We start from the raw sequence: 19,636 nt of genomic DNA, 5'->3' as shown, positions 1-19,636 counted from the left end.
GTTATTGTCCTTTTAATTGTCGTATGCTGTTGGCGATATTTGGGCTTCGGCTGATGGCGGAAATCACCGCCACACCGTCCGCCCCGGCTTGACGGATGGAAAATGCGGTTTCGGGGGTGATACCGCCAATGGCGACCAGCGGTTTTTCAATACCTTGTTGGCGAATCTGTTGTAATAATTTCAACCCGACGACAGCTTTGGCATCGGCTTTCGATTGAGTTGGGAAAATAGGCCCGACGCCGAAATAATCCACCGCCTGCAACTCGGCATTCATTATCGCTTGCGGCAGGGTATTCACCGATAAACCCAGTAATAATTTGCCTTGGCATTGTTCGATCACCTGTGCAATTGGACGATCATCCTGCCCGACATGCACACCATTTGCTTGCACAGCTAACGCCAGATCCACATTATCGTTGATAAAAAACGGTACATGATACTGACGGCAAAGATCGCGGCATTTTTGCGCTAATTGAATGATTTTTTGCGGATCTTGTAACGCATTTTGGCCTTTTTCCCGAAATTGAAAACAGCTGATACCGCACTTTAAGGCTGTTTGCAACAGCGACAACAACGCTGGCTCAGGCGGCAGTCCGAGATGTTGGCAATCTTGAGTGCCGGCAATAAAATAAACCGTGAGCATTTTTCTGATATCCGGCATTTAATAAACTCCGGTGTGGGGCAGAGAGGAAAATGCCCAGTGGTTGGTCGGACCGTGACCGTTACCGATATGCAGCGGATGGCTAATGGCGGCGGTGACAAACTGTTTTGCCAAACGAATCGCAATCACCGCATTTTGCCCTTTGGCAAGCTCAGCGGTGATGCAGGCAGAAAAGGTACAGCCGGTGCCGTGGGTGTGTTTGGTCAGATAGCGCGGGCTGACCAAGGTGAAGTGCTGCTGAGGCGTGAACACCCAGTCTTGGCAAACCGCACTTTGCGAGTTGTTGCTGTGTCCGCCCTTGATTACCACGGTTTTGGCGCCAAGTTGTTGCAACGTGCGAGCGGCTTGCTCGGCACTGCGGCCATCGATAATCTTAATACCGGTCAAGGCTTCGGCTTCCGGCAAATTGGGCGTGATAATGTCGGCAAGCGGTAGCAAATGCTGTTTCAGTGCTGCGACCGCACTTTGTTGCAGCAACGGTGCGCCACCTTTGGCGACCATCACCGGATCCAGCACCATTTGCCCGAATTTGTAGCGTTGTAAGGCATTGGCGACACATTCAATGGTTTCTGCCGAGCCAAGCATGCCCAATTTAAAAGCGCGAATATCAAAATCTTCGGCGATGGCCTTCAGTTGCGCTTGGATAGTTGCCGGCGGAATCGGGTGAATGTCGAACACACCGAGGGTGTTTTGCGCGGTAACTGCTGTGATAGCGCTGGTGCCGAATACGCCACGCATCTGAAAGGTTTTCAGATCTGCCTGAATCCCTGCACCACCGCCGCTGTCTGAGCCAGCAATGGTTAAGGCTTGTGCAATTTTAGTCATCATCAATCCTCGCCAGTTGTTGCACTTGCGTGCTATCCAATATTGCTAATTTATCCAGAAGTGCGGTATAAAATTGTCCGTATTGTTGCGGTTGCAGGTTTTTTGCCGCCAGTTCGCCAGCGATGGCGTATGCTGTCGCCGCTTCGACCAGTGCCGAAAAATCGCGCTGTTGTGCCACTGCTAAAAATGCACCACAAACCGCACTTAATAGACACCCTGAGCCGGTAATGCGTGGGAATAACGGCGTACCATTCTGAATATGTGCCCGTTGTTTGCCATCACTAACCACATCAACCGCACCGCTGATCACGGCGGTGCAGCGATATTGCTGTGCGATTTTGTTGGCGATATGGTCTAAATCAGCCTCCCCTTGTCCGGCATCGACGCCCTTTGTTTGCCAATTGACGTTGGCAAGGTACGCCATTTCGCCGGCATTGCCGCGAATCGCACTGAATTGGATTTCTTGCAGCAGTTGTGCCACCGTTTGTTGACGGAAGCGGGTTGCGCCGACGCCGACCGGATCCAACACCACCGGAATGCCATGACGATTGGCCGCTTTGCCGGCAATCAACATGGCTTTCACTTGTTCGGCGGTCAGGGTGCCGATATTTATCACCAACGCCTGGCAAATCGCCGGCAGTTCGTCCATCTCCTCGACCGCACTTGACATAATCGGCGAGGCGCCAAGCGCCAGCAAACCGTTGGCAACATAATTGGCGACCACGATGTTGGTAATATTGTGGATCAACGGATTACGTTGGCGCAGTTGGCTGAGATAATCGGTTTTTAACATAATCAATCCTTTAGTTGTATGGCGTAATCTGCGAGCGGCGGCACGGTTTTGATCAAGCCTTGCTGCTGCATAAATTCCGCCATGTGTTGATAGCGGTTTTCGTCAAGGGCACGTGGGCGCAAGGTTAGACGTGGTAGGGTGTCACGCCAGGCAAGGCGGTTCAGTTCGTTGTCTAGCTCATTTGGTTTATAACTGACGAAATCTTGCCAGGCTTGATCGGGGTGGTTGATCAAATAGATCGTCGCTTGCTCAAGTGCGGTTAGAAAGGTGTGCAATTTTTTGTCGGACAGGTTGTTTTTATTGGCGACTAAAACCAATTCGTCATAAGCCGGTACGCCGTGTTCTTCCGGGTAAAATGCGCGTCCCGGCTGCTGTTCCAGTGCCATTTGATTCAATTCAAAATTACGGAAAGCGCCGATCACGGCGTCTACTTGTCCGCTGATTAATGACGGTGACAGCGACCAGTTGACGTTCACCATTTCCACATCTTTTTCGCTCAAGTCATATTTTGCCAACATTGCTTGCAGCAGGCTGGTTTCAAAACCACTGACCGAATAGCCGATTTTTTTGCCTTTTAGATCCGCCAGACTTTCAATACCGCTGTTTTGCAGCACCACTACGCTGTTTAACGGGGTGGACACCAGCGTGCCGATGCGCACCAACGGCAGCCCCTCCGCCACTTGCATTTGCAGTTGCGGCTGATAATCCACCGCAATATCGGCTTTGCCCGCGGCAATCAGTTTGGGCGGCATTGACGGATCCGCCGGTTCAACGATCTCAACTTCTAAATCGTGGGCGGCAAAAAAACCTTTTTGCTGCGCCACGATCAAGGCAGCGTGATCCGGATTGACAAACCAGTCTAGCAGCAGTGTCACTTTTTGTTTGGCTTGTAACGGCAGATTGATCAGCAAAAGTGCGGTCAAGAGGGCGAGCAGTTTGGTGTTTTTCATGTTTATCTCCTTTAAATGATTAGCTTAAATCCAATCCCATTTGCCAAAAGGCAACTTCCATACGGGTGGCGGTGTTGAAGATGGTCTGCACTTTCGCCCGTTGTTTCGCTGTCAGTTCATGGCAAAGTTGATCTAAAAAATCAGTCAGTGTGGCAGCGGCACATTGAAAATCGTCACTGGCGTAGGTGTCGATCCAATCTTGATACGGATTGTCGGGTGGGCTGAGTTGACGTTCGACAATGTTGCGGGCGATCTGGGCATAACCGAGGGCGCAAGGTGCAATCGCAGCGTAGAGATCCGCCAGACTGCCGTTGATGCCGCAGTCCAACACATAACGGGTGTAGGCGACACAGGCGGCAGATTCGGGTGTTTGCAGCAGTTCTGTTTCGGCTATTCCCCAGTGTTGGCAGAACTTAACGTGCAGTTTGCTCTCTTGTAAAATGATTTGAATCGCATGGTGTGCCTGTTCCATTTGGGCAAAATTTTCGGCTTTGAACAGTGCCAATGCCAACGCGCGGTTATAGTGAAACAGATAGAGATAATCCTGTTTTAAATAGTGCTGAAAACAGCGTTTATCTAGCGTGCCGTCGGCAAGGCGCCGCACAAAATCATGTTCGATATAGGCGCGCCAGTGCGGCTCAGCATTTTGTATCAGGTGTTGAACGGTAGACATCTTTTTTTCCTTTTAAATTAATCAATTAACGAAGATACGAAGCCCATGGAATCAAACGGCGTAAGGCATGATCTAGTAAAAAATAGAGCGATAGGGCGATGATCAGTAAGACAAACAGCGCCGAAAACATCAGATCAATCTGCATGCGTGCATTGGCTTGCAGCATCAAATAGCCTAAGCCTTGTGATGAGCCGACCCATTCCCCAACCACCGCACCGATCGGTGCAACCGAAGCGGCAATACGCAAACCGGATGCCAATGCCGGCAATGCCGCAGGCAACCGCACTTTAAACAGTAATGTGGCAGGCGTAAGCCGCATTGAACGAGCCAAATCCAGCCAAGCGTGCGGAGTGTTGCGTAAGCCGTCGTAACAGGCGGTGGTGACCGGAAAATAGATAATCAGCACCGTCATCACGATTTTGGACGTCATGCCATAGCCAAACCACAGCACCAACAGCGGCGCAATTGCAAAAACCGGAATCGCCTGCGAAATGACAAGTAACGGCATTAAAAAAGCGGAAACCGGTGCAGAAAATGCCAATAACAGTGCCGAACCCAAACCGAGCAGAAATCCCAGAGTTAGCCCGAGTACAATTTCGAGTAATGTGATTTGGGCGTGCTGCCATAACAGCACATGCTGTTTTAACAGTTGCTGCCACACCGCTTCAGGCGACGGCAGCATATAGTGCGGCAGCGCCAATAAGCTGACCGCACTTTGCCATAACAGCAGTAAAAGTGCGGTCAGTAGCATGATTTTAGCGAACTGTTTAAACCAATTCATGCGGTGCTCCTTGCAAGAGCTGGTGAAACAGTATTTGTTGCAATGCTGATTGCGGACTTTCAGTCAGGTTGCGTGGTTTTTTACCCTCAGGAATATGTGCAGGATTTAAAGGTTGGCGTGGATCGTGCAACACATAAATCTGATCGCCCAAGCGAATCGCTTCTTGCGGATCGTGGGTGATCAGCAGTACAGTTTTGTGTTGCAATAATTCATACGCCAGATCTTGCAGTTGTAAACGAGTGACCGCATCAAGGGCGGAAAACGGTTCGTCCATCAAAATTAGATCGGCGTTTTGCATCAGCGTGCGCGCCAGTGCCACCCGTTGCCGCTGTCCGCCGGAGAGTTGCTGGCAACCTTTATGCAGATGGTTTTCCATTTGCACCGCCGCTAATAATTGCTCAGCCTGTTGCCGGGATTGGCGGGTTTTCTTGCCTTTTAGCTGTTGTTCCAATTGGACATTATCCAGCACCGATAACCACGGATACAGCGAATCTTGTTGTGCCAGCCACGCCAGTTTGAGTGGGCGGGGGAAATGAATGTTACCTTGCTGAATAGCGGCATTTTCTAAACCGGCAATCGCCCGCAGCAGCGTCGATTTGCCGACGCCGGAACGCCCCAACAACACCGTCCATTGTTGTTGCGGCAAATCAAAATTGAAATCGGTAAACAACGTTTGCTGTTCAAACGCCAGGGTTAAGGCGCGAATTTCAACGGCATTCATTTTACGCTACCATCGGTTCAGCGAATGGTTAACTAATGCGTTGCAACAGATTGAAAATCGGCTAAATAAGAGAAAAGTGCGGTATGGTGTATTGGCATATTTAGTTTCCTACGTCAGCATTAACTGGATCAGGTTCACGGGTTTAATCTCAGCCGCTTTGTGGTCACCACAAAATCAGCACCCCGACTAATGAGCACCCAATTTATAAAAATTCCTGCCATAACACAACCGTTTTGTTAAATAAATTTGAAGTGGGTCATATCTTGCATAGATAGCAAATCTGATTGGCTAAATTGATGTTAAGATAAATTCAACATTGGATTAACGGAGGAGCAGATATGAAAGTCAGCAGTTCAGCGCTTAAAAACGGGTTTTTTGAGGATAAATACGGTAAGCGGGGCACGCAATTCAGTCCAAATGGCATGCCGAACTATTCGATTCCGCTGGAAATCAGCGATGCGCCGACAGGTACAAAGTCGTTTGCGTTGGTGTTGGAAGATAAAGATGCGGTCGGGGCGGCAGGCTATGTGTGGATTCATTGGTTGGTTGCCAATCTGAACCGCACTTCGCTACCAGAAAACGACAGCATTTCCGCCACTGATTATCTGCAAGGCAGAAACAGTTGGTCGGGGAAATTGGGTGGCTTATCGGTGGAAGAAGCCTCGTTCTACGGCGGCATGGCGCCACCGAATGCGGATCACCGTTATGAGCTTTATGTCTATGCGTTGGACTGTAAATTAGATCTGGCTCAAGGTTTTAATTATAATGATTTGCATTTTGGAATGCAGGGGCATATCTTAGCGCAAGCATATTTAGTTGGTTGTTATAAAAAATAAAAATTTTATCATCCAAGAGTTTGAGTATGCTGCTTTTATTAAAAAACTAACAATTATAATAAGGAATTATATGAAAAAATTATCCCGCTATTTAATGATCTCAAGTGCTTTTCTCCTGGTAGGTTGTGCCACGGAATCTTCCCGTACGGTAGAAACGCCACGTGTCGCTGCGTCGAAAACCGTGTATCAAGGCGTTAAAGTGCCGGTGGCAATTGGACAGTTCGATAACCGTTCGGATTATCAAAACGGTATTTTTTCAGACGGTGTTGATCGTTTAGGCAGTCAGGCGCAAACGCTGTTGATGAGCGATTTGCAGCAAAGCGGACGTTTTTCGGTGCTCGATAGAACCAATATGAATGCGATTAAAAACGAAGCGCAGCTGAAAAAAATCGCCCAAAACTTGAAAGGAGCGCGTTATGTGATTACCGGCGATGTCACCGAATTTGGGCGCAAAACCACTGGCGATCACCAATTATTCGGAATCTTGGGCAAAGGCAAATCGCAGGTGGCTTATGCTCGGGTGAATTTGAATATCGTCGATGTACAAACCTCCGAAGTGGTGTATTCCTCTCAAGGGGCGGGCGAATACAGCTTATCCAACCGTGAAGTGATCGGGTTCGGCGGTACGGCGGGCTATGATTCGACCCTAAACGGAAAAGTGTTGAGCTTGGCTATTCGTGAGGCGGTTGATAATTTGGTGACCGGACTGGAGAGCGGTGCTTGGTCGCCGAGTAAGTAAGGGACGGGCATGATGAAACATTTATTAAAACCTGCTGTGAAGGCAGGGGTGTGTTGTTGCGTATTATTTTTGGTCGGCTGTGCAGCGAATACTGATCTTTACGCTTGGAAAGGCAATAGTTATGCCCAGAGTTTATATGATTATATGAATAGCGGCAGCGATGAAACTCAACAAATTGCAACCTTAGACTCAATTTTGGCGGAAGCGAATCAAAAAGGCAAAAAAGTGCCGCCCGGTTTATATGCGCAATTAGGATTATTGCACGCCAAACAAGGTGATTGGAATAAGTCGCAGGAGTATTTTAATCTGGAAAAACAAGTATTTCCTGAGTCGGCGCAATATATTCACTTCCTACAAAATCAGAAAAGAGGGGGCAAATGATGAGAACATTATGGATACTCATGCTTGTTTTGATTGGCGCGGTTTTGTCAGGTTGTTCGACAAATAGCGAGCCTTATGACTACTCAAACTTTTTAAACAGCAAACCGCGTTCGATTTTGGTGTTGATGCCGACTAATGAATCGACCGAAGTGAAAGCGGCAAGTGCGGTATTGGCGAATACGGTCAAACCGTTGGCAGAAGCAGGATATTATGTTTTCCCGGTTGCGCTTGCCAATGATACTTTCCGCCATAATGGGGTGTATGAAGGGCATGATATTCAGCAGGTTTCCGCTAAAAAATTGCAAGAGATTTTCGGTGCGGATAGCGCACTTTACCTGAATGTCACCCAATATGGCTCGACTTATATGGTGATTGATAGTGTCACTCAAGTCAGTGTGGAAGGCAAACTGGTCGATTTGCGTAACGGGGCGGTGCTATGGAATGGAAAAGCTGTTGCCTCCAGCAGCGAACAAGGGAACAGCAATGCCGGTAATCCTATTGCAACTTTAATCACGGCGGCGGTTAAACAGATTATCAACACTGTTGCCGACGAAGGTTTCAATATTTCGGTGCTGGCAAGCCAACGTTTGCTTAACAGCGGTTATAACGGCGGTTTGTTGTACGGACCTTATTCACCGCACTACGGCAAAGATCCGCAGCTAAACGCACGGTAACGACTTATCTATCTGCTCTTAACAACGATCGGGGTTAAAAACGCCGATCGTTTTTTATATTCCGAAGAAATTACAACAAATCCAGTGATTTTAAAGTATAATGTCTGCCATTTTCTATTCTTAATTCAACTAACATAAAAAAGCCGATATGAGTTCAACATTCAACGTAAAAACCTTTCAAGGTATGATACTCGCCCTGCAAGAATACTGGGCAAACGTGGGCTGCACGGTGGTGCAACCTTTTGATATGGAAGTCGGGGCGGGCACGTCACATCCGATGACCGCACTTCGGGCGTTAGGGCCGGAGCCGATGGCGTTTGCCTATGTGCAGCCATCGCGTCGCCCGACCGACGGGCGTTATGGTGAAAACCCGAACCGTTTGCAGCACTATTACCAATTCCAAGTGGTGATCAAACCATCACCGGACAACATTCAGGAACTGTATTTAGACAGTTTAAAAATGCTTGGTTTTGACCCGACGCAAAATGATATCCGTTTTGTGGAAGATAACTGGGAAAACCCGACGTTAGGCGCATGGGGTTTGGGCTGGGAAGTGTGGCTGAACGGCATGGAAGTGACCCAGTTTACCTATTTCCAACAAGTGGGCGGTTTGGAATGCAAACCGGTGACCGGCGAAATCACCTACGGTTTAGAGCGCTTGGCGATGTACATTCAAGGTGTGGACAGTGTGTATGACTTGGTGTGGTCGGACGGTGTGTTGGGCAAAACCACTTATGGCGATGTGTTCCACCAAAACGAAGTGGAGCAATCGACGTATAACTTTGAATACGCCAACACCGAATTTTTATTTTACTGCTTCGAACAATACGAAAAAGAAGCGCAGCAACTGTTAGCATTGGAAAAACCGTTGCCGTTGCCGGCTTACGAACGTATTTTAAAAGCAGCGCACAGCTTTAACTTGCTGGATGCACGCAAAGCGATTTCGGTGACCGAACGCCAGCGCTATATTTTACGCATTCGTGCGCTGACGAAAGGCGTTGCTGAAGCCTATTATGCCAGCCGTGAAGCCTTGGGCTTTCCGGGCTGTAAAAAATAAACTGCAATAAAGAAGTAGGTAAACAATGACCAAGCCAGTTCTGTTTTTCGCACACCTTTGCCCCGACACCGAGCCGTTTGTGGCGGAATTAAACGCCTTAAAGGTGGAGTATGAAAGCGTGAATATCTTTGAGAGTATGGCAAATTTTAAACGCTTTCTGAAATTGCGTGACACTGACCGCACTTTTGATGAGGCGAAACAAAACGGTTATATTGGCATTCCGGCGTTGTTGTTGGCAAACGGCGAAATTATTCTTGAGCTGAATGAATTAAAACGCCTATTGGGTTAAGTCTATGAATTCACTGCAAACGACCGAGCACCAATTAATCAGTAATATTGCGAATATTATCACCGCAGCACGCCAGCAAGTGCGGCAGACGGTGAATATCGCGATGGTGCAAAGCTATTGGCAAATCGGGCGTTTGATTGTAGAAGATGAGCAGCAAGGTGAACAACGTGCACAATACGGAAAACATCTGTTACAAGCGATTTCGCAACGCTTAACAGACATGTTCGGTAAGGGATTTGATGTTACCAATCTACGTAATATGCGCTTGTTTTATTTAGCGTTTCCAATTCGAGACGCAGTGCGTCTCGAATTGAGTTGGACACATTATCGAAGTTTAATTCGCATTGAAAACCCACAAGCGAGGCAATGGTATCAGCAAGAAGCGATTGAAAATAACTGGTCTGCTAGAGCCTTAGATCGCCAAATTTCGGTTTTATATTACGAACGGTTATTAGCAAGCCAAAATAAAGCTGTTGTGGTACAGGAAGCCGAGCAAAAAACCGAACCGCTGAAAGAAACTATTCAAGATTATCTGCGTGATCCCTATATTTTGGATTTTCTGAATTTGCAGGATAAAACCTATCAAGAAAACCAGATTGAACAAGCGATTATTAGCAATTTGCAAGATTTTCTGTTGGAACTCGGTAAAGGTTTTGCCTTTGTTGAACGACAAAAACGCGTACGGTTTGACGATGAAGATTTTTATATTGATTTGGTTTTCTATAATTTCAAACTGAAATGTTTTTTATTGATTGACCTCAAAATCGGCAAATTGAAGCATCAAGATATCGGGCAAATGGATACCTATGTACGGTTATATGACGAGCAATTTAAAGGCGAAGATGATAACCCGACCATCGGTTTAGTGTTATGCAGCGAACACAGCGAAGCAGTGGCGAAATATTCGGTACTTGCCGACAGAAAACAGATTTTCAGCTCAAAATATGTCGCATATTTACCAACCGAACAAGAATTGGAACGGCAATTGACGACTAGTGTAATGCAAGTGCGAGAAGCAGCGGCAATGTATAAAGTAAAGTATAACTAAATGGATAATAACCTTTTAATTTCATTAGAAAAATCACAAACCTTTGTGAACGAAATCAGTGAATTGATCCAATCGTCAAAACAGCGAGCGGCGGTTGCTGTGAATGCAGAATTGACCTTATTGTATTGGCATATCGGACAGCGAATTCAGCAACAAGTATTGCAAGGTGAACGGGCTAAATATGGGCAGGAAATTCTTGCTGTATTGTCCAAGCATTTGACAGTGCAATTTGGCAAAGGTTGGAGTAAGCGCAATCTTGCCCAAATGATTAAATTCTCAATTGCTTTTCCTGATATTCAAATTTTGCAGACACTGTCTGCAAAATTGAGTTGGAGTCATTTTACTCAATTATCCTACATTGATGATGCCATAAAACGTGAATTTTATGCCACGATGGCGGCGCAAGAACGCTGGTCTACTCGAACCTTAGATGAGCGAATCGGTTCGTTATTATTTGAACGGACAGCGATTTCTAAAAAGCCCGATGAAACCGTTATTCAAGAGCTTAATTTATTAAGAAAGCAGGGGCAGTATAATCAATCTTTGGTATTAAAAGATCCCTATATTTTGGATTTTTTAGAGTTGAATGATCGTTATTTAGAAAAAGATCTTGAAGATGCTATTTTGCGTGAAATAGAACAATTTTTGTTAGAATTGGGCGCTGGTTTTACCTTTATTGCCCGACAAAAACGAATTCAAATTGATAACGATGATTTTTATATTGATTTGTTATTTTATAACAGAAAATTAAAACGCTTAGTGGTGATTGATCTTAAAACGGAAGCATTCAATCACTCGCATAAGAGCCAAATGGAATTATATTTGGCATGGTTGGCAAAATATGAACAGGAAGAAGATGAAAATCCACCATTGGGCATTATTCTATGTACTTCAAAAAAGCAAGAACAAGTAGAATTATTGGATTTAAAACAATCGGATATCCATATTGCTGAGTATTTAACCGTATTACCGTCTAAAAAGTTATTAGAACAGCGATTGCATTTGGCGGTCAAAAAAGCAAAACAGCGATTTTCTCATGAATAAAGCCCCACTTCCGCCTTAAAATAGGCACTAAAGTGCGGTTTTTAATAGACTATGTTTGATGAATAAAACGTGGTTAAGCTACGTTAAGTTAATAAAGAGAACAAAAATGACAACACAAAATTTCCTTGCCGAGATCGGCACAGAAGAACTGCCACCGAAGGCGTTGAAAAAATTGGCAACCGCATTTGCCGAGAATATACAGCAAGCCCTAACTCAAGAAGGCTTAGCCTTCGACAACGTAGAATGGTTTGCGGCACCACGTCGTTTGGCGGTGAAAGTGAGCGCGTTAGCGACTGAACAGCCGAGCAAGCTGATCGAAAAACGCGGACCGGCAGTGTCGGCGGCGTTTGATGCCGAAGGCAAGCCGACCAAAGCAGCGGAGGGCTGGGCGCGTGGTTGTGGCATCAGCGTGGAGCAGGCGGAGCGAGTCGCCACTGATAAAGGCGAATGGTTGTTTTACCGCACGTTGGAAGCCGGCAAGCAGACTAAAACGCTGTTGATCGATTTGGTCGCCAATGCGTTAGATAAATTACCGATTGCCAAGCCGATGCGTTGGGCAGACAAAACCGTGCAATTTATCCGTCCGGTGCATACTGTCACCTTGTTATTGGGCGATGAGCTGATTGAAGGTGAAATTTTGGGCGTAGCGAGTGGCACGACTATTCGCGGGCACCGTTTTTTAGGCGAGCGTGAATTCCAAATCAGTCACGCCGATCAATATCCTGCGTTGTTAGCGGAAAAAGGCAGCGTGATTGCCGATTTTGAGCAGCGTAAAGCGATTATCCGTCAAGCAGCGGAGCAAGCTGCGACCGCACTTGGTGGCATTGCCGATATCGAAGACGATCTGCTGGACGAAGTGACTTCATTGGTGGAGTACCCGAATGTGCTGACCGCCACCTTTGAAGAGCGCTTTTTGGCGGTGCCAGCGGAAGCCTTGGTTTACACCATGAAAGGCGATCAAAAGTATTTCCCGATTTATGACAAAGACGGAAAATTATTACCGCACTTTATCTTTGTTTCCAATATCAATCCGCAAGATCCAACGGCGATCATCGAAGGTAACGAAAAAGTAGTGCGTCCACGTTTAAGCGATGCGGAATTTTTCTTTAAAACTGACTTAAAACAGCGTTTAGAAGACAATTTACCACGCTTGGAAACAGTGTTGTTCCAACAACAACTGGGCACTTTGCGTGACAAAACTGTAAGAATCGAGCAACTAAGCGGTATTATCGCGGCACAAATCGGTGCGGATGAAACTCAAGCCAAACGTGCCGGCTTGCTGTCGAAATGTGATCTGATGACCAATATGGTGTTTGAATTCACCGATACGCAAGGCGTGATGGGGATGCACTATGCTCGTCATGATGGTGAAGATGAAGCCGTAGCAGTGGCGTTAAACGAGCAATATATGCCACGTTTTGCCGGTGATGAACTACCGCACAGTCTGGTGGCGTGTTCAGTGGCGTTGGCGGATAAATTGGATACCCTGAGCGGCATTTTCGGTATCGGGCAACACCCGAAAGGTGATAAAGATCCGTTTGCGTTGCGCCGTGCCGCCTTGGGTGTGTTGCGGATTATCGTCGAGAAAAAACTGCCGTTGGATTTACAACAACTGGTTGAAAGTGCAGTGGCATTATACGGTGATAAGCTGAGCAATGCCAACGTGGTGGCGGACGTAGTGGACTTTATGCTCGGTCGTTTCCGTGCCTGGTACCAAGACGAAGGCTTCAGTGTTGATGTGATCCAAGCAGTGTTGGCACGCCGTCCGACCAAACCTGCCGATTTTGACAAACGCGTGCGCGCGGTGACACATTTCCGCACCTTAGATTGCGCCGCAGCGCTGGCAGCCGCCAACAAACGTGTATCGAATATTTTGGCAAAAGTGGAAGGCGAATTACCGACTGTAGTCAACCGCACTTTGTGCCAAGATGCAGCGGAAATTGCGTTGGCGGAGCAAGTGACGGCGTTGCAACAAAAATTGCAACCGCTGTTTGCCAACGGCGACTACCAAACCGCACTTGAGCAGCTAGCCGCCTTGCGTCAGCCGATTGATAATTTCTTCGATAATGTGATGGTGAATGCGCAAGATCCAGCGTTGCGCAACAACCGCTTGGCACTATTACACAATCTGCGTGAATTGTTCTTGCAAGTGGCGGATATTTCGTTGTTGCAATAAAAATATATAACACAGCGAAGCCATCGAATCTCAGGTTTGATGGCTTTTTTTATTTATTTAAACTTAGCGATATATTTAGGCAAATCCGCCACTGAATCCAGCACTGCTTCGGCGAATTGTTCGCCTTCAGTGGTGACGGTTTTGCCGCTGCGAACCAAGATATTATGTGCGATACCAGCCGCTTTACCTGCCATGAGATCTTCGATTTTGTCACCGACCATAAAAGAGTGGTTCGGGTCGATGTTCAATTCTTGAATCGCTTGCAGCAACATACCCGGTTTGGGTTTGCGGCAGTCGCAGTCTTGGCGGTATTCGCCGATGCCGTCGGGCAGGTGCGGGCAGTAGTAAATGCCGTCGAAATCGACACCGCGATCCGCCAGCGACCAGTCAAACCATTCCGTCAGTTGCAAAAATTGATCTTCACTGAAATAACCGCGAGCAATGCCGGATTGATTGGTGACCAACACCAGCAAATAGCCCATTTGTTTTAATTCCAGCAAGGCTTCGATGCAACCGTCGATAAACTCAAACCGATCAATTTCATATACATAACCGTGATCGATATTGATGGTTCCGTCACGATCTAAAAAAATTGCTTTTTCCACATTTTCCTCACTTAAATTCATGTTTTGCTGTTTAGCATAGTACTTTTTAGCACAAAAAGACGCAGAAGCAGCAAGCTATCAACGGATTTTGCTATAAAGTTGATAGCTTATAATTTGTTGTTATAAAAAAGTACTAACTACTGGTTGACATAGCAATCTGGACGTCTAAAATAGCAAAATCATTTTGATAATCCCCATTATAAAGGGCTTATATGATTAAGCTAAAAAATATTAATAAAATTTTTGAGGTCAAAGGCAAAAAGCTGACCGCACTTGACAACGTCAATCTGGAGATTCCGAAAGGGCAGATTTGTGGCGTGATCGGCGCGTCGGGTGCCGGAAAAAGCACGCTGATTCGTTGTGCCAATTTGCTGGAACAGCCGACCAGCGGGCAAGTGTTTGTGGATGGTGAAGAGTTGACCGCAATGAGTGACATACAATTGGTTGCTGCCCGTCGCCATATCGGTATGATTTTTCAGCATTTTAACCTGTTGAGTAGCCGTACGGTGTTTGGCAATGTGGCGCTACCATTGGAATTGATCGGCATGAATAAAGCAACGCTGACCAAACGTGTTGATGAATTGCTGGAATTGGTCGGCTTGAGTGATAAGAAGCACGTGTATCCGAGCAATCTGTCCGGCGGTCAAAAACAACGGGTGGCAATTGCGCGTGCTTTGGCATCTGAGCCAAAAGTGTTATTGTGTGACGAAGCCACTAGTGCGCTGGATCCGGCGACGACCCAGTCAATCTTAGCACTGTTGCAAGAGATCAATCAGAAATTGGGCTTGACTATTTTGTTGATTACCCACGAAATGGAAGTAGTGAAGCAGATTTGCCATCAGGTGGTGGTGATTGATAAGGGGCAATTGGTTGAAAGTGGTAGTGTCAGCGAAATTTTTTCTAACCCGAAAACCGAATTGGCAAAAAGTTTTATCCAATCGACCTTTCGGATTAACCTGCCGAAAGAGTATATGGAGCAGCTCTCCGCTGCCCCGAAGGGTGCGAACTCTTATCCGATTATCAAATTTGAATTTACCGGACGTTCGGTCGATGCGCCGCTGTTGTCACAAACCTCGAAAAAGTTTGGCGTGGATTTGAGTATTTTGGTGTCGCAAATTGATTATATCGGTGGCGTGAAGTTCGGGTTTACCATTGCGGAAGTCGAAGGTCCGGAAGATGCGATTACCGAAACAAAAATTTATTTAATGGAACATAATGTGCGGGTTGAGGTGCTGGGATATGTTTGATCGTTTAACGCCACAAGTGTGGCAGATGATTTTGCAAGCCAGCGGTGAAACGCTGTATATGGTGTTTGCTTCCGGCTTTTTAGCCGCAATCTTTGCTATTCCGCTCGGTGTGCTGCTGTTTATTACACAGCCGGGTGGGATTAAAGAGAATCCAAAATTTTATCGCTTACTGAGCATGGCGGTGAATATCGGACGGGCGATTCCGTTTGTGATTTTGCTGTTTTGGATTATTCCGTTCACGCGTGCAGTGGTCGGCACCTCTATCGGCACTACGGCGGCGATCGTACCGCTGACGGTGTCGGCAATTCCGTTTATCGCACGCTTGGTCGAAGGGGCATTGCTCGAAATTCCGAGCGGTTTGATCGAGGCAGCCCGTGCGATGGGTGCCAGCAATATTCAAATTATCGTCAAATTTTTATTAGCCGAAGCAAAACCGGCGCTGATCAACGGCATGACCATCACCTTGGTTGCGTTGGTCAACTATTCCGCAATGGCAGGCATTGTTGGCGGTGGCGGTTTGGGCGATGTGGCGATTCGTTACGGCTATCAAACTAATGTCCCTGAAATTCTGACCACGGTGGTGGTGATTTTGGTGGTATTGGTACAACTTATTCAATTTGTAGGGGATCGTTTAGTCCGCTATGTTGATCACCGCTAGCACTCGGTTTAGCGTATTTTTATCCATTAATAACGTAAGGAAATGATGATGAAGTTAAAAAATATTTTCACCTTAACCGCACTGGCGACCGCTGTAACATTTTCCGGTTCAGTGTTGGCGAAAGACGGCAAAATCAAAGTCGGCATTCAAACCGGTCCTGAATTTTCTGTAGCGGAAGTGGCGAAACAAGTCGCTAAAGACCAATATGGCTTAGAAGTGGAGTTAGTACCATTTACCGACTATGTGACCCCAAATGTAGCACTGGAAGAAAAATCGATTGATGCCAATGCGTTCCAACATAAACCGTATTTAGATGCACAAGTGGAATCGCGCGGTTTGAAAGGCTTAGTGATTGTCGGCAATACCTTTGTTTACCCGATTGCCGGTTATTCGAAAAAAATCAGCAAATTGGACGAATTGAAAGACGGCGCAACCGTAGCTATTCCAAACGATCCGACTAACGGCGGACGTGCGTTGTTGCTGTTGCAAGCACAAGGTTTGTTGAAATTGAAAGACGGCGTCGGTTTAACCCCGACCGCACTTGATATTGTGGAAAACCCAAAAAAACTAAAAATTCGTGAGTTGGAAGCACCATTGCTGCCGCAAGTGTTGCCGGAAGTGGATTTTGCGATCATCAATAACACCTATGCCGGACAAGCAGGCTTGTTCCCAAGTAGCGATGCGATTTTTGTGGAAGACAAAGATTCCCCATATGTGAACATCATTGTGGCGCGTGAAGATAACAAAGATGACCAGGATGTGGTCAATTTTGTCAAAGCCTACAACTCTGATGCGGTATATGAGAAAGCCAAACAAGAGTTTAAAGATTCTGTGGTGAAAGGCTGGTAATTAACGTTAAACCGCCTCTACAATCAGTAGAAATTAAATTTTAATAATATCAATAGGTTGATTAGGATATTCTCTTAATCAACCAATTTTTTTATAGCATGTGAAAAGAAAATGACTGAATTAACCACTCCCTATTATCTGATTGATAAAAGCAAACTGTTAGCCAATATGCAGAAAATCGCCTATCTGCGGCAGCGTTCTGGCGCAAAAGCGTTGTTGGCGCTGAAATGTTTTGCCACGTGGGGCGTGTTTGATGTGATGCGTGATTATATGGACGGTACGACTTCCTCTTCGTTGTATGAAGTCAAACTCGGACATCGTAAATTTGGCGGCGAAACCCATGCCTACAGCGTGGCGTATAGTGATGCGGAAATTACCGAAGTAGTAGCCAATGCGGATAAAATTATCTTTAACTCCATCAGTCAGTTAACCCGTTTTGCTGATCAAGCGCGTGATATTCAACGTGGTTTACGGGTTAATCCGCGTGTTAGCACCTCCGATTTTATTCTGGCGGATCCAGCACGCCCGCACAGCCGTTTGGGCGAGTGGGATATTGAAAAAATCCGTGATGTGATGCCGCTGATTAACGGTTTTATGTTCCATAATAACTGTGAAAACGGCGATTTTGATCGCTTCGATCAGATGTTAAAACACATCGAACGCGAATTCGGTGAGTTGCTGTATCAAGTGGATTGGGTCAGTTTGGGCGGCGGCATTCATTTCACCGGCGCCGATTATCCGCTCGATCAATTTGCCGATCGGTTAAAACAGTTTGCCGAACAATACGGGGTGCAGCTGTATTTAGAGCCGGGCGAAGCGGCGATTACGCTCAGCACCAGTCTGGAAGTGACGGTATTGGACACCTTGTATAATGGCAAAAATTTGGCGATTGTCGACAGCTCGATCGAAGCGCATATGTTGGATTTGCTGATCTATCGCCAAACTGCAAAATTGCTGCCGAACAGTGGTGAACATCAGTATATGGTTTGTGGCAAATCCTGTCTTGCCGGCGATATTTTCGGCGAATATCGCTTTCCACAGCCATTGAAAATCGGTGATCGCCTCTCTTTTTGTGATGCCGCCGGTTATACGATGGTGAAAAAGAATTGGTTTAATGGCGTCAATATGCCGTCCATTGCCAGCAAAGAATTGAATGGCGAGATTAAATTAATCAAACAATTCAATTTTGACGATTACGTTGACAGCTTGTCTTAGCCAGGTTTTTTGACGGCAGCAAGCGGCTTCAACGAATCAATCAGGTTTTGCCGACAGCGGCAAGATTAAACGCAATGCCGGTTATGACCGCACTTTGGAATGAAAAGTGCGGTTGTAATCTGACATTAAGGAGGATTATGCAAACATGAAAAAAAACATCTTGATTATTGGCGCCGGTGGCGTCGCTCAAGTGGTCGCACATAAATGTGCCCAACACAATGATATTTTAGGCTCTATCGCGATTGCTTCGCGCGGCATTAGCAAGTGCCAAGAGATTGCAGCCAGTGTACGCGAAAAGAACGCCTTCAAAGTACCAGCAGAAATTGCCTGCTTTGAGCTGGATGCGCTGAATATCGAAGCAACCAAATCGATTATCAAAGAAACCGAAGCACAAATTGTGATTAACGTCGGTTCCGCCTTCTTAAATATGTCGGTGCTGCAAGCCTGTATTGAAACTGGCGCAGCCTATCTCGACACCGCAATCCACGAAGAACCGCATAAAATTTGTGAAACCCCACCATGGTACAATAATTACGAATGGCAACGTCGTGAATTATGCGAAGCCAATCGCATCACCGCTATTTTGGGTGTCGGGTTTGATCCGGGCGTGGTCAATGCCTATGCAGCGGTTGCGGTTAATGACTACTTAGATCAAACGGATAGTATTGATATTATTGATATTAATGCCGGAAGCCATGGGCGTTATTTCGCCACCAATTTTGATCCGGAAATTAATTTCCGTGAATTTACCGGCGAAGTCTGGAGTTGGCAGAACAGCCAGTGGACCAGTAATCAAATGTTTGAAATCAAGCGGACGGACGACCTGCCGGTTGTCGGTCGGCAAACCTCATATATGACAGGACATGACGAAATTCATTCGCTGTCGCAAAATCTAAACGTGCCGAATATCCGTTTCTGGATGGGCTTTGGCGAGCATTATATTAATGTGTTCACGGTGTTGAACAATCTGGGCTTATTATCCGAACAACCAGTCACCACTGCCGAGGGGCTGGAAGTGATTCCGTTGAAAGTGGTGAAAGCGGTGCTGCCGGATCCGTCCTCACTGGCACCGGATTACAGCGGCAAAACCTGTATTGGTACCTTAGCGAAAGGCAAAAAAGACGGTAAAGATAAAGAGGTCTTTATCTATAACGTTGCTGATCATAAAGAGGCCTACGAAGAAGTGGGTAGTCAGGGTATTTCCTACACCGCTGGTGTACCGCCGGTCGCTGCCGCAATTTTGGTAGCGCAAGGCACCTGGGATGTGCAAAAAATGGTGAATGTGGAACAACTGGATCCAAAACCATTCCTTAACCTGCTCAACCAAATGGGCTTGCCGAATCGGATTAAGGACGAGAACGGCGACAGCGCATTAAGCTTCTAAGCTATTTTCAGACAGCAAAACCGCACTTTT

Annotated in this window: 22 protein-coding genes and 1 riboswitch; of the genes, 14 read left to right on the top strand and 8 right to left on the bottom strand. The window is 46.5% G+C overall.

Annotated elements, in window-relative coordinates; translation table 11 throughout:
- Position 1 precedes the first annotated feature (1 nt).
- From thiE to FHQ23_RS03900, 7 genes are read right to left on the bottom strand one after another with little or no spacing between them, the layout of a single operon-like run.
- Entirely contained in the window at positions 2-661 is a 660-nt protein-coding gene (gene thiE, locus FHQ23_RS03930; protein WP_139613138.1) for a thiamine phosphate synthase, read from the bottom strand.
- Complete coding sequence (gene thiD / locus FHQ23_RS03925; protein ID WP_139613137.1) at positions 662-1,486, bottom strand: bifunctional hydroxymethylpyrimidine kinase/phosphomethylpyrimidine kinase; 825 nt, start codon at positions 1,484-1,486, stop codon at positions 662-664.
- Positions 1,479-2,279, bottom strand: coding sequence for a hydroxyethylthiazole kinase (gene thiM / locus FHQ23_RS03920; RefSeq protein ID WP_139613136.1), 801 nt, complete (start codon positions 2,277-2,279; stop codon positions 1,479-1,481). Before thiM ends, thiD begins: the two co-directional genes overlap by 8 nt.
- A gap of 2 nt (positions 2,280-2,281) precedes the next feature.
- Positions 2,282-3,229, bottom strand: coding sequence for an ABC transporter substrate-binding protein (locus FHQ23_RS03915; protein WP_139613135.1), 948 nt, complete (start codon positions 3,227-3,229; stop codon positions 2,282-2,284).
- Positions 3,230-3,248: 19 nt separating this feature from the next.
- Positions 3,249-3,902 (bottom strand): thiaminase II, encoded by a 654-nt coding sequence (gene tenA / locus FHQ23_RS03910; RefSeq protein ID WP_139613134.1) that lies wholly within the window; start codon positions 3,900-3,902, stop codon positions 3,249-3,251.
- A gap of 25 nt (positions 3,903-3,927) precedes the next feature.
- Positions 3,928-4,683, bottom strand: a complete 756-nt coding sequence (locus FHQ23_RS03905) for an ABC transporter permease (protein WP_139613133.1) — start codon at positions 4,681-4,683, stop codon at positions 3,928-3,930.
- On the bottom strand, positions 4,670-5,404 hold the full coding sequence (locus FHQ23_RS03900) for an ABC transporter ATP-binding protein (RefSeq protein WP_139613132.1): 735 nt from the start codon (positions 5,402-5,404) through the stop codon (positions 4,670-4,672). The genes FHQ23_RS03905 and FHQ23_RS03900 overlap by 14 nt, the downstream gene beginning before the upstream one ends.
- An 88-nt stretch (positions 5,405-5,492) precedes the next feature.
- Positions 5,493-5,599, bottom strand: a riboswitch (TPP riboswitch).
- A gap of 143 nt (positions 5,600-5,742) precedes the next feature.
- Between FHQ23_RS03900 and FHQ23_RS03895 the strand changes: the two genes are divergently transcribed.
- The 9 genes from FHQ23_RS03895 (at position 5,743) to glyS (ending at position 13,648) form a co-directional block, all read left to right on the top strand.
- Positions 5,743-6,240 carry a YbhB/YbcL family Raf kinase inhibitor-like protein gene (locus tag FHQ23_RS03895; RefSeq protein ID WP_139613131.1) on the top strand — a complete coding sequence of 166 codons (498 nt, stop codon included), beginning with the start codon at positions 5,743-5,745 and terminating at the stop codon, positions 6,238-6,240.
- 70 nt (positions 6,241-6,310) lie between these two features.
- Positions 6,311-6,979, top strand: coding sequence for a CsgG/HfaB family protein (locus tag FHQ23_RS03890; protein ID WP_139613130.1), 669 nt, complete (start codon positions 6,311-6,313; stop codon positions 6,977-6,979).
- A 9-nt stretch (positions 6,980-6,988) separates the two neighbouring features.
- On the top strand, positions 6,989-7,360 hold the full coding sequence (locus tag FHQ23_RS03885) for a DUF4810 domain-containing protein (RefSeq protein ID WP_267963612.1): 372 nt from the start codon (positions 6,989-6,991) through the stop codon (positions 7,358-7,360).
- 20 nt (positions 7,361-7,380) lie between these two features.
- Positions 7,381-8,034 carry a DUF799 domain-containing protein gene (locus FHQ23_RS03880; protein ID WP_326480816.1) on the top strand — a complete coding sequence of 218 codons (654 nt, stop codon included), beginning with the start codon at positions 7,381-7,383 and terminating at the stop codon, positions 8,032-8,034.
- A gap of 148 nt (positions 8,035-8,182) precedes the next feature.
- On the top strand, positions 8,183-9,091 hold the full coding sequence (glyQ, locus tag FHQ23_RS03875; protein ID WP_139613129.1) for a glycine--tRNA ligase subunit alpha: 909 nt from the start codon (positions 8,183-8,185) through the stop codon (positions 9,089-9,091).
- A 25-nt stretch (positions 9,092-9,116) separates the two neighbouring features.
- The gene (locus FHQ23_RS03870; RefSeq protein ID WP_139613128.1) at positions 9,117-9,380 is read left to right on the top strand and encodes a hypothetical protein; all 264 of its coding nucleotides are present in this window, start codon (positions 9,117-9,119) and stop codon (positions 9,378-9,380) included.
- Between the two features lie 4 nt (positions 9,381-9,384).
- Positions 9,385-10,428, top strand: coding sequence for a PDDEXK nuclease domain-containing protein (locus FHQ23_RS03865; RefSeq protein ID WP_139613127.1), 1,044 nt, complete (start codon positions 9,385-9,387; stop codon positions 10,426-10,428).
- Positions 10,429-11,472: a PDDEXK nuclease domain-containing protein gene (locus FHQ23_RS03860; RefSeq protein ID WP_139613126.1), complete on the top strand. Its 1,044-nt coding sequence runs from the start codon at positions 10,429-10,431 to the stop codon at positions 11,470-11,472.
- A gap of 106 nt (positions 11,473-11,578) precedes the next feature.
- Entirely contained in the window at positions 11,579-13,648 is a 2,070-nt protein-coding gene (glyS, locus tag FHQ23_RS03855; protein WP_139613125.1) for a glycine--tRNA ligase subunit beta, read from the top strand.
- Positions 13,649-13,701: 53 nt separating this feature from the next.
- Here glyS and gmhB read toward each other — a convergent pair whose 3' ends face one another.
- Positions 13,702-14,253 carry a D-glycero-beta-D-manno-heptose 1,7-bisphosphate 7-phosphatase gene (gene gmhB, locus FHQ23_RS03850; RefSeq protein ID WP_139613153.1) on the bottom strand — a complete coding sequence of 184 codons (552 nt, stop codon included), beginning with the start codon at positions 14,251-14,253 and terminating at the stop codon, positions 13,702-13,704.
- A gap of 212 nt (positions 14,254-14,465) precedes the next feature.
- Here gmhB and metN point away from each other — a divergent pair, with 212 nt between their 5' ends.
- From metN to FHQ23_RS03825, 5 genes are all read left to right on the top strand, one after another.
- The gene (gene metN, locus FHQ23_RS03845) at positions 14,466-15,500 is read left to right on the top strand and encodes a methionine ABC transporter ATP-binding protein MetN (RefSeq protein WP_139613124.1); all 1,035 of its coding nucleotides are present in this window, start codon (positions 14,466-14,468) and stop codon (positions 15,498-15,500) included.
- Positions 15,493-16,158 carry a methionine ABC transporter permease gene (locus tag FHQ23_RS03840; RefSeq protein ID WP_139613123.1) on the top strand — a complete coding sequence of 222 codons (666 nt, stop codon included), beginning with the start codon at positions 15,493-15,495 and terminating at the stop codon, positions 16,156-16,158. Before metN ends, FHQ23_RS03840 begins: the two co-directional genes overlap by 8 nt.
- Positions 16,159-16,206: 48 nt before the next feature.
- Positions 16,207-17,007 (top strand): methionine ABC transporter substrate-binding lipoprotein MetQ, encoded by an 801-nt coding sequence (gene metQ, locus FHQ23_RS03835; protein ID WP_139613152.1) that lies wholly within the window; start codon positions 16,207-16,209, stop codon positions 17,005-17,007.
- A 111-nt stretch (positions 17,008-17,118) separates the two neighbouring features.
- Positions 17,119-18,222 carry a carboxynorspermidine decarboxylase gene (locus tag FHQ23_RS03830; RefSeq protein WP_139613122.1) on the top strand — a complete coding sequence of 368 codons (1,104 nt, stop codon included), beginning with the start codon at positions 17,119-17,121 and terminating at the stop codon, positions 18,220-18,222.
- A 145-nt stretch (positions 18,223-18,367) separates the two neighbouring features.
- The gene (locus FHQ23_RS03825; RefSeq protein WP_139613121.1) at positions 18,368-19,606 is read left to right on the top strand and encodes a saccharopine dehydrogenase family protein; all 1,239 of its coding nucleotides are present in this window, start codon (positions 18,368-18,370) and stop codon (positions 19,604-19,606) included.
- The last annotated feature ends 30 nt before the right edge of the window (positions 19,607-19,636 follow it).

It is taken from the genome of Testudinibacter crocodili (genome assembly GCF_006228025.1).
In the GTDB taxonomy this organism is placed as follows: Bacteria; Pseudomonadota; Gammaproteobacteria; order Enterobacterales; family Pasteurellaceae; genus Chelonobacter.
The sequence above is the reverse complement of the archived record's forward strand: the minus strand, read 5'-3'. Positions and strand labels throughout refer to the sequence as shown.

Excerpts from the sequence above, each read along its gene's own strand:
- metN (WP_139613124.1), top strand. The coding sequence starts at position 14,466 with ATGATTAAGCTAAAAAATATTAATAAAATTTTTGAGGTCAAAGGCAAA.
- FHQ23_RS03860 (WP_139613126.1), top strand. The coding sequence starts at position 10,429 with ATGGATAATAACCTTTTAATTTCATTAGAAAAATCACAAACCTTTGTG.
- FHQ23_RS03915 (WP_139613135.1), bottom strand. The coding sequence starts at position 3,229 with ATGAAAAACACCAAACTGCTCGCCCTCTTGACCGCACTTTTGCTGATC.
- thiM (WP_139613136.1), bottom strand. The coding sequence starts at position 2,279 with ATGTTAAAAACCGATTATCTCAGCCAACTGCGCCAACGTAATCCGTTG.
- thiD (WP_139613137.1), bottom strand. The coding sequence starts at position 1,486 with ATGACTAAAATTGCACAAGCCTTAACCATTGCTGGCTCAGACAGCGGC.
- FHQ23_RS03880 (WP_326480816.1), top strand. The coding sequence starts at position 7,381 with ATGCTTGTTTTGATTGGCGCGGTTTTGTCAGGTTGTTCGACAAATAGC.
- FHQ23_RS03900 (WP_139613132.1), bottom strand. The coding sequence starts at position 5,404 with ATGAATGCCGTTGAAATTCGCGCCTTAACCCTGGCGTTTGAACAGCAA.
- metQ (WP_139613152.1), top strand. The coding sequence starts at position 16,207 with ATGAAGTTAAAAAATATTTTCACCTTAACCGCACTGGCGACCGCTGTA.
- glyQ (WP_139613129.1), top strand. The coding sequence starts at position 8,183 with ATGAGTTCAACATTCAACGTAAAAACCTTTCAAGGTATGATACTCGCC.
- FHQ23_RS03840 (WP_139613123.1), top strand. The coding sequence starts at position 15,493 with ATGTTTGATCGTTTAACGCCACAAGTGTGGCAGATGATTTTGCAAGCC.
- thiE (WP_139613138.1), bottom strand. The coding sequence starts at position 661 with ATGCCGGATATCAGAAAAATGCTCACGGTTTATTTTATTGCCGGCACT.
- FHQ23_RS03865 (WP_139613127.1), top strand. The coding sequence starts at position 9,385 with ATGAATTCACTGCAAACGACCGAGCACCAATTAATCAGTAATATTGCG.
- FHQ23_RS03830 (WP_139613122.1), top strand. The coding sequence starts at position 17,119 with ATGACTGAATTAACCACTCCCTATTATCTGATTGATAAAAGCAAACTG.
- FHQ23_RS03890 (WP_139613130.1), top strand. The coding sequence starts at position 6,311 with ATGAAAAAATTATCCCGCTATTTAATGATCTCAAGTGCTTTTCTCCTG.
- FHQ23_RS03905 (WP_139613133.1), bottom strand. The coding sequence starts at position 4,683 with ATGAATTGGTTTAAACAGTTCGCTAAAATCATGCTACTGACCGCACTT.
- FHQ23_RS03870 (WP_139613128.1), top strand. The coding sequence starts at position 9,117 with ATGACCAAGCCAGTTCTGTTTTTCGCACACCTTTGCCCCGACACCGAG.
- glyS (WP_139613125.1), top strand. The coding sequence starts at position 11,579 with ATGACAACACAAAATTTCCTTGCCGAGATCGGCACAGAAGAACTGCCA.
- FHQ23_RS03885 (WP_267963612.1), top strand. The coding sequence starts at position 6,989 with ATGATGAAACATTTATTAAAACCTGCTGTGAAGGCAGGGGTGTGTTGT.
- FHQ23_RS03825 (WP_139613121.1), top strand. The coding sequence starts at position 18,368 with ATGAAAAAAAACATCTTGATTATTGGCGCCGGTGGCGTCGCTCAAGTG.
- tenA (WP_139613134.1), bottom strand. The coding sequence starts at position 3,902 with ATGTCTACCGTTCAACACCTGATACAAAATGCTGAGCCGCACTGGCGC.
- FHQ23_RS03895 (WP_139613131.1), top strand. The coding sequence starts at position 5,743 with ATGAAAGTCAGCAGTTCAGCGCTTAAAAACGGGTTTTTTGAGGATAAA.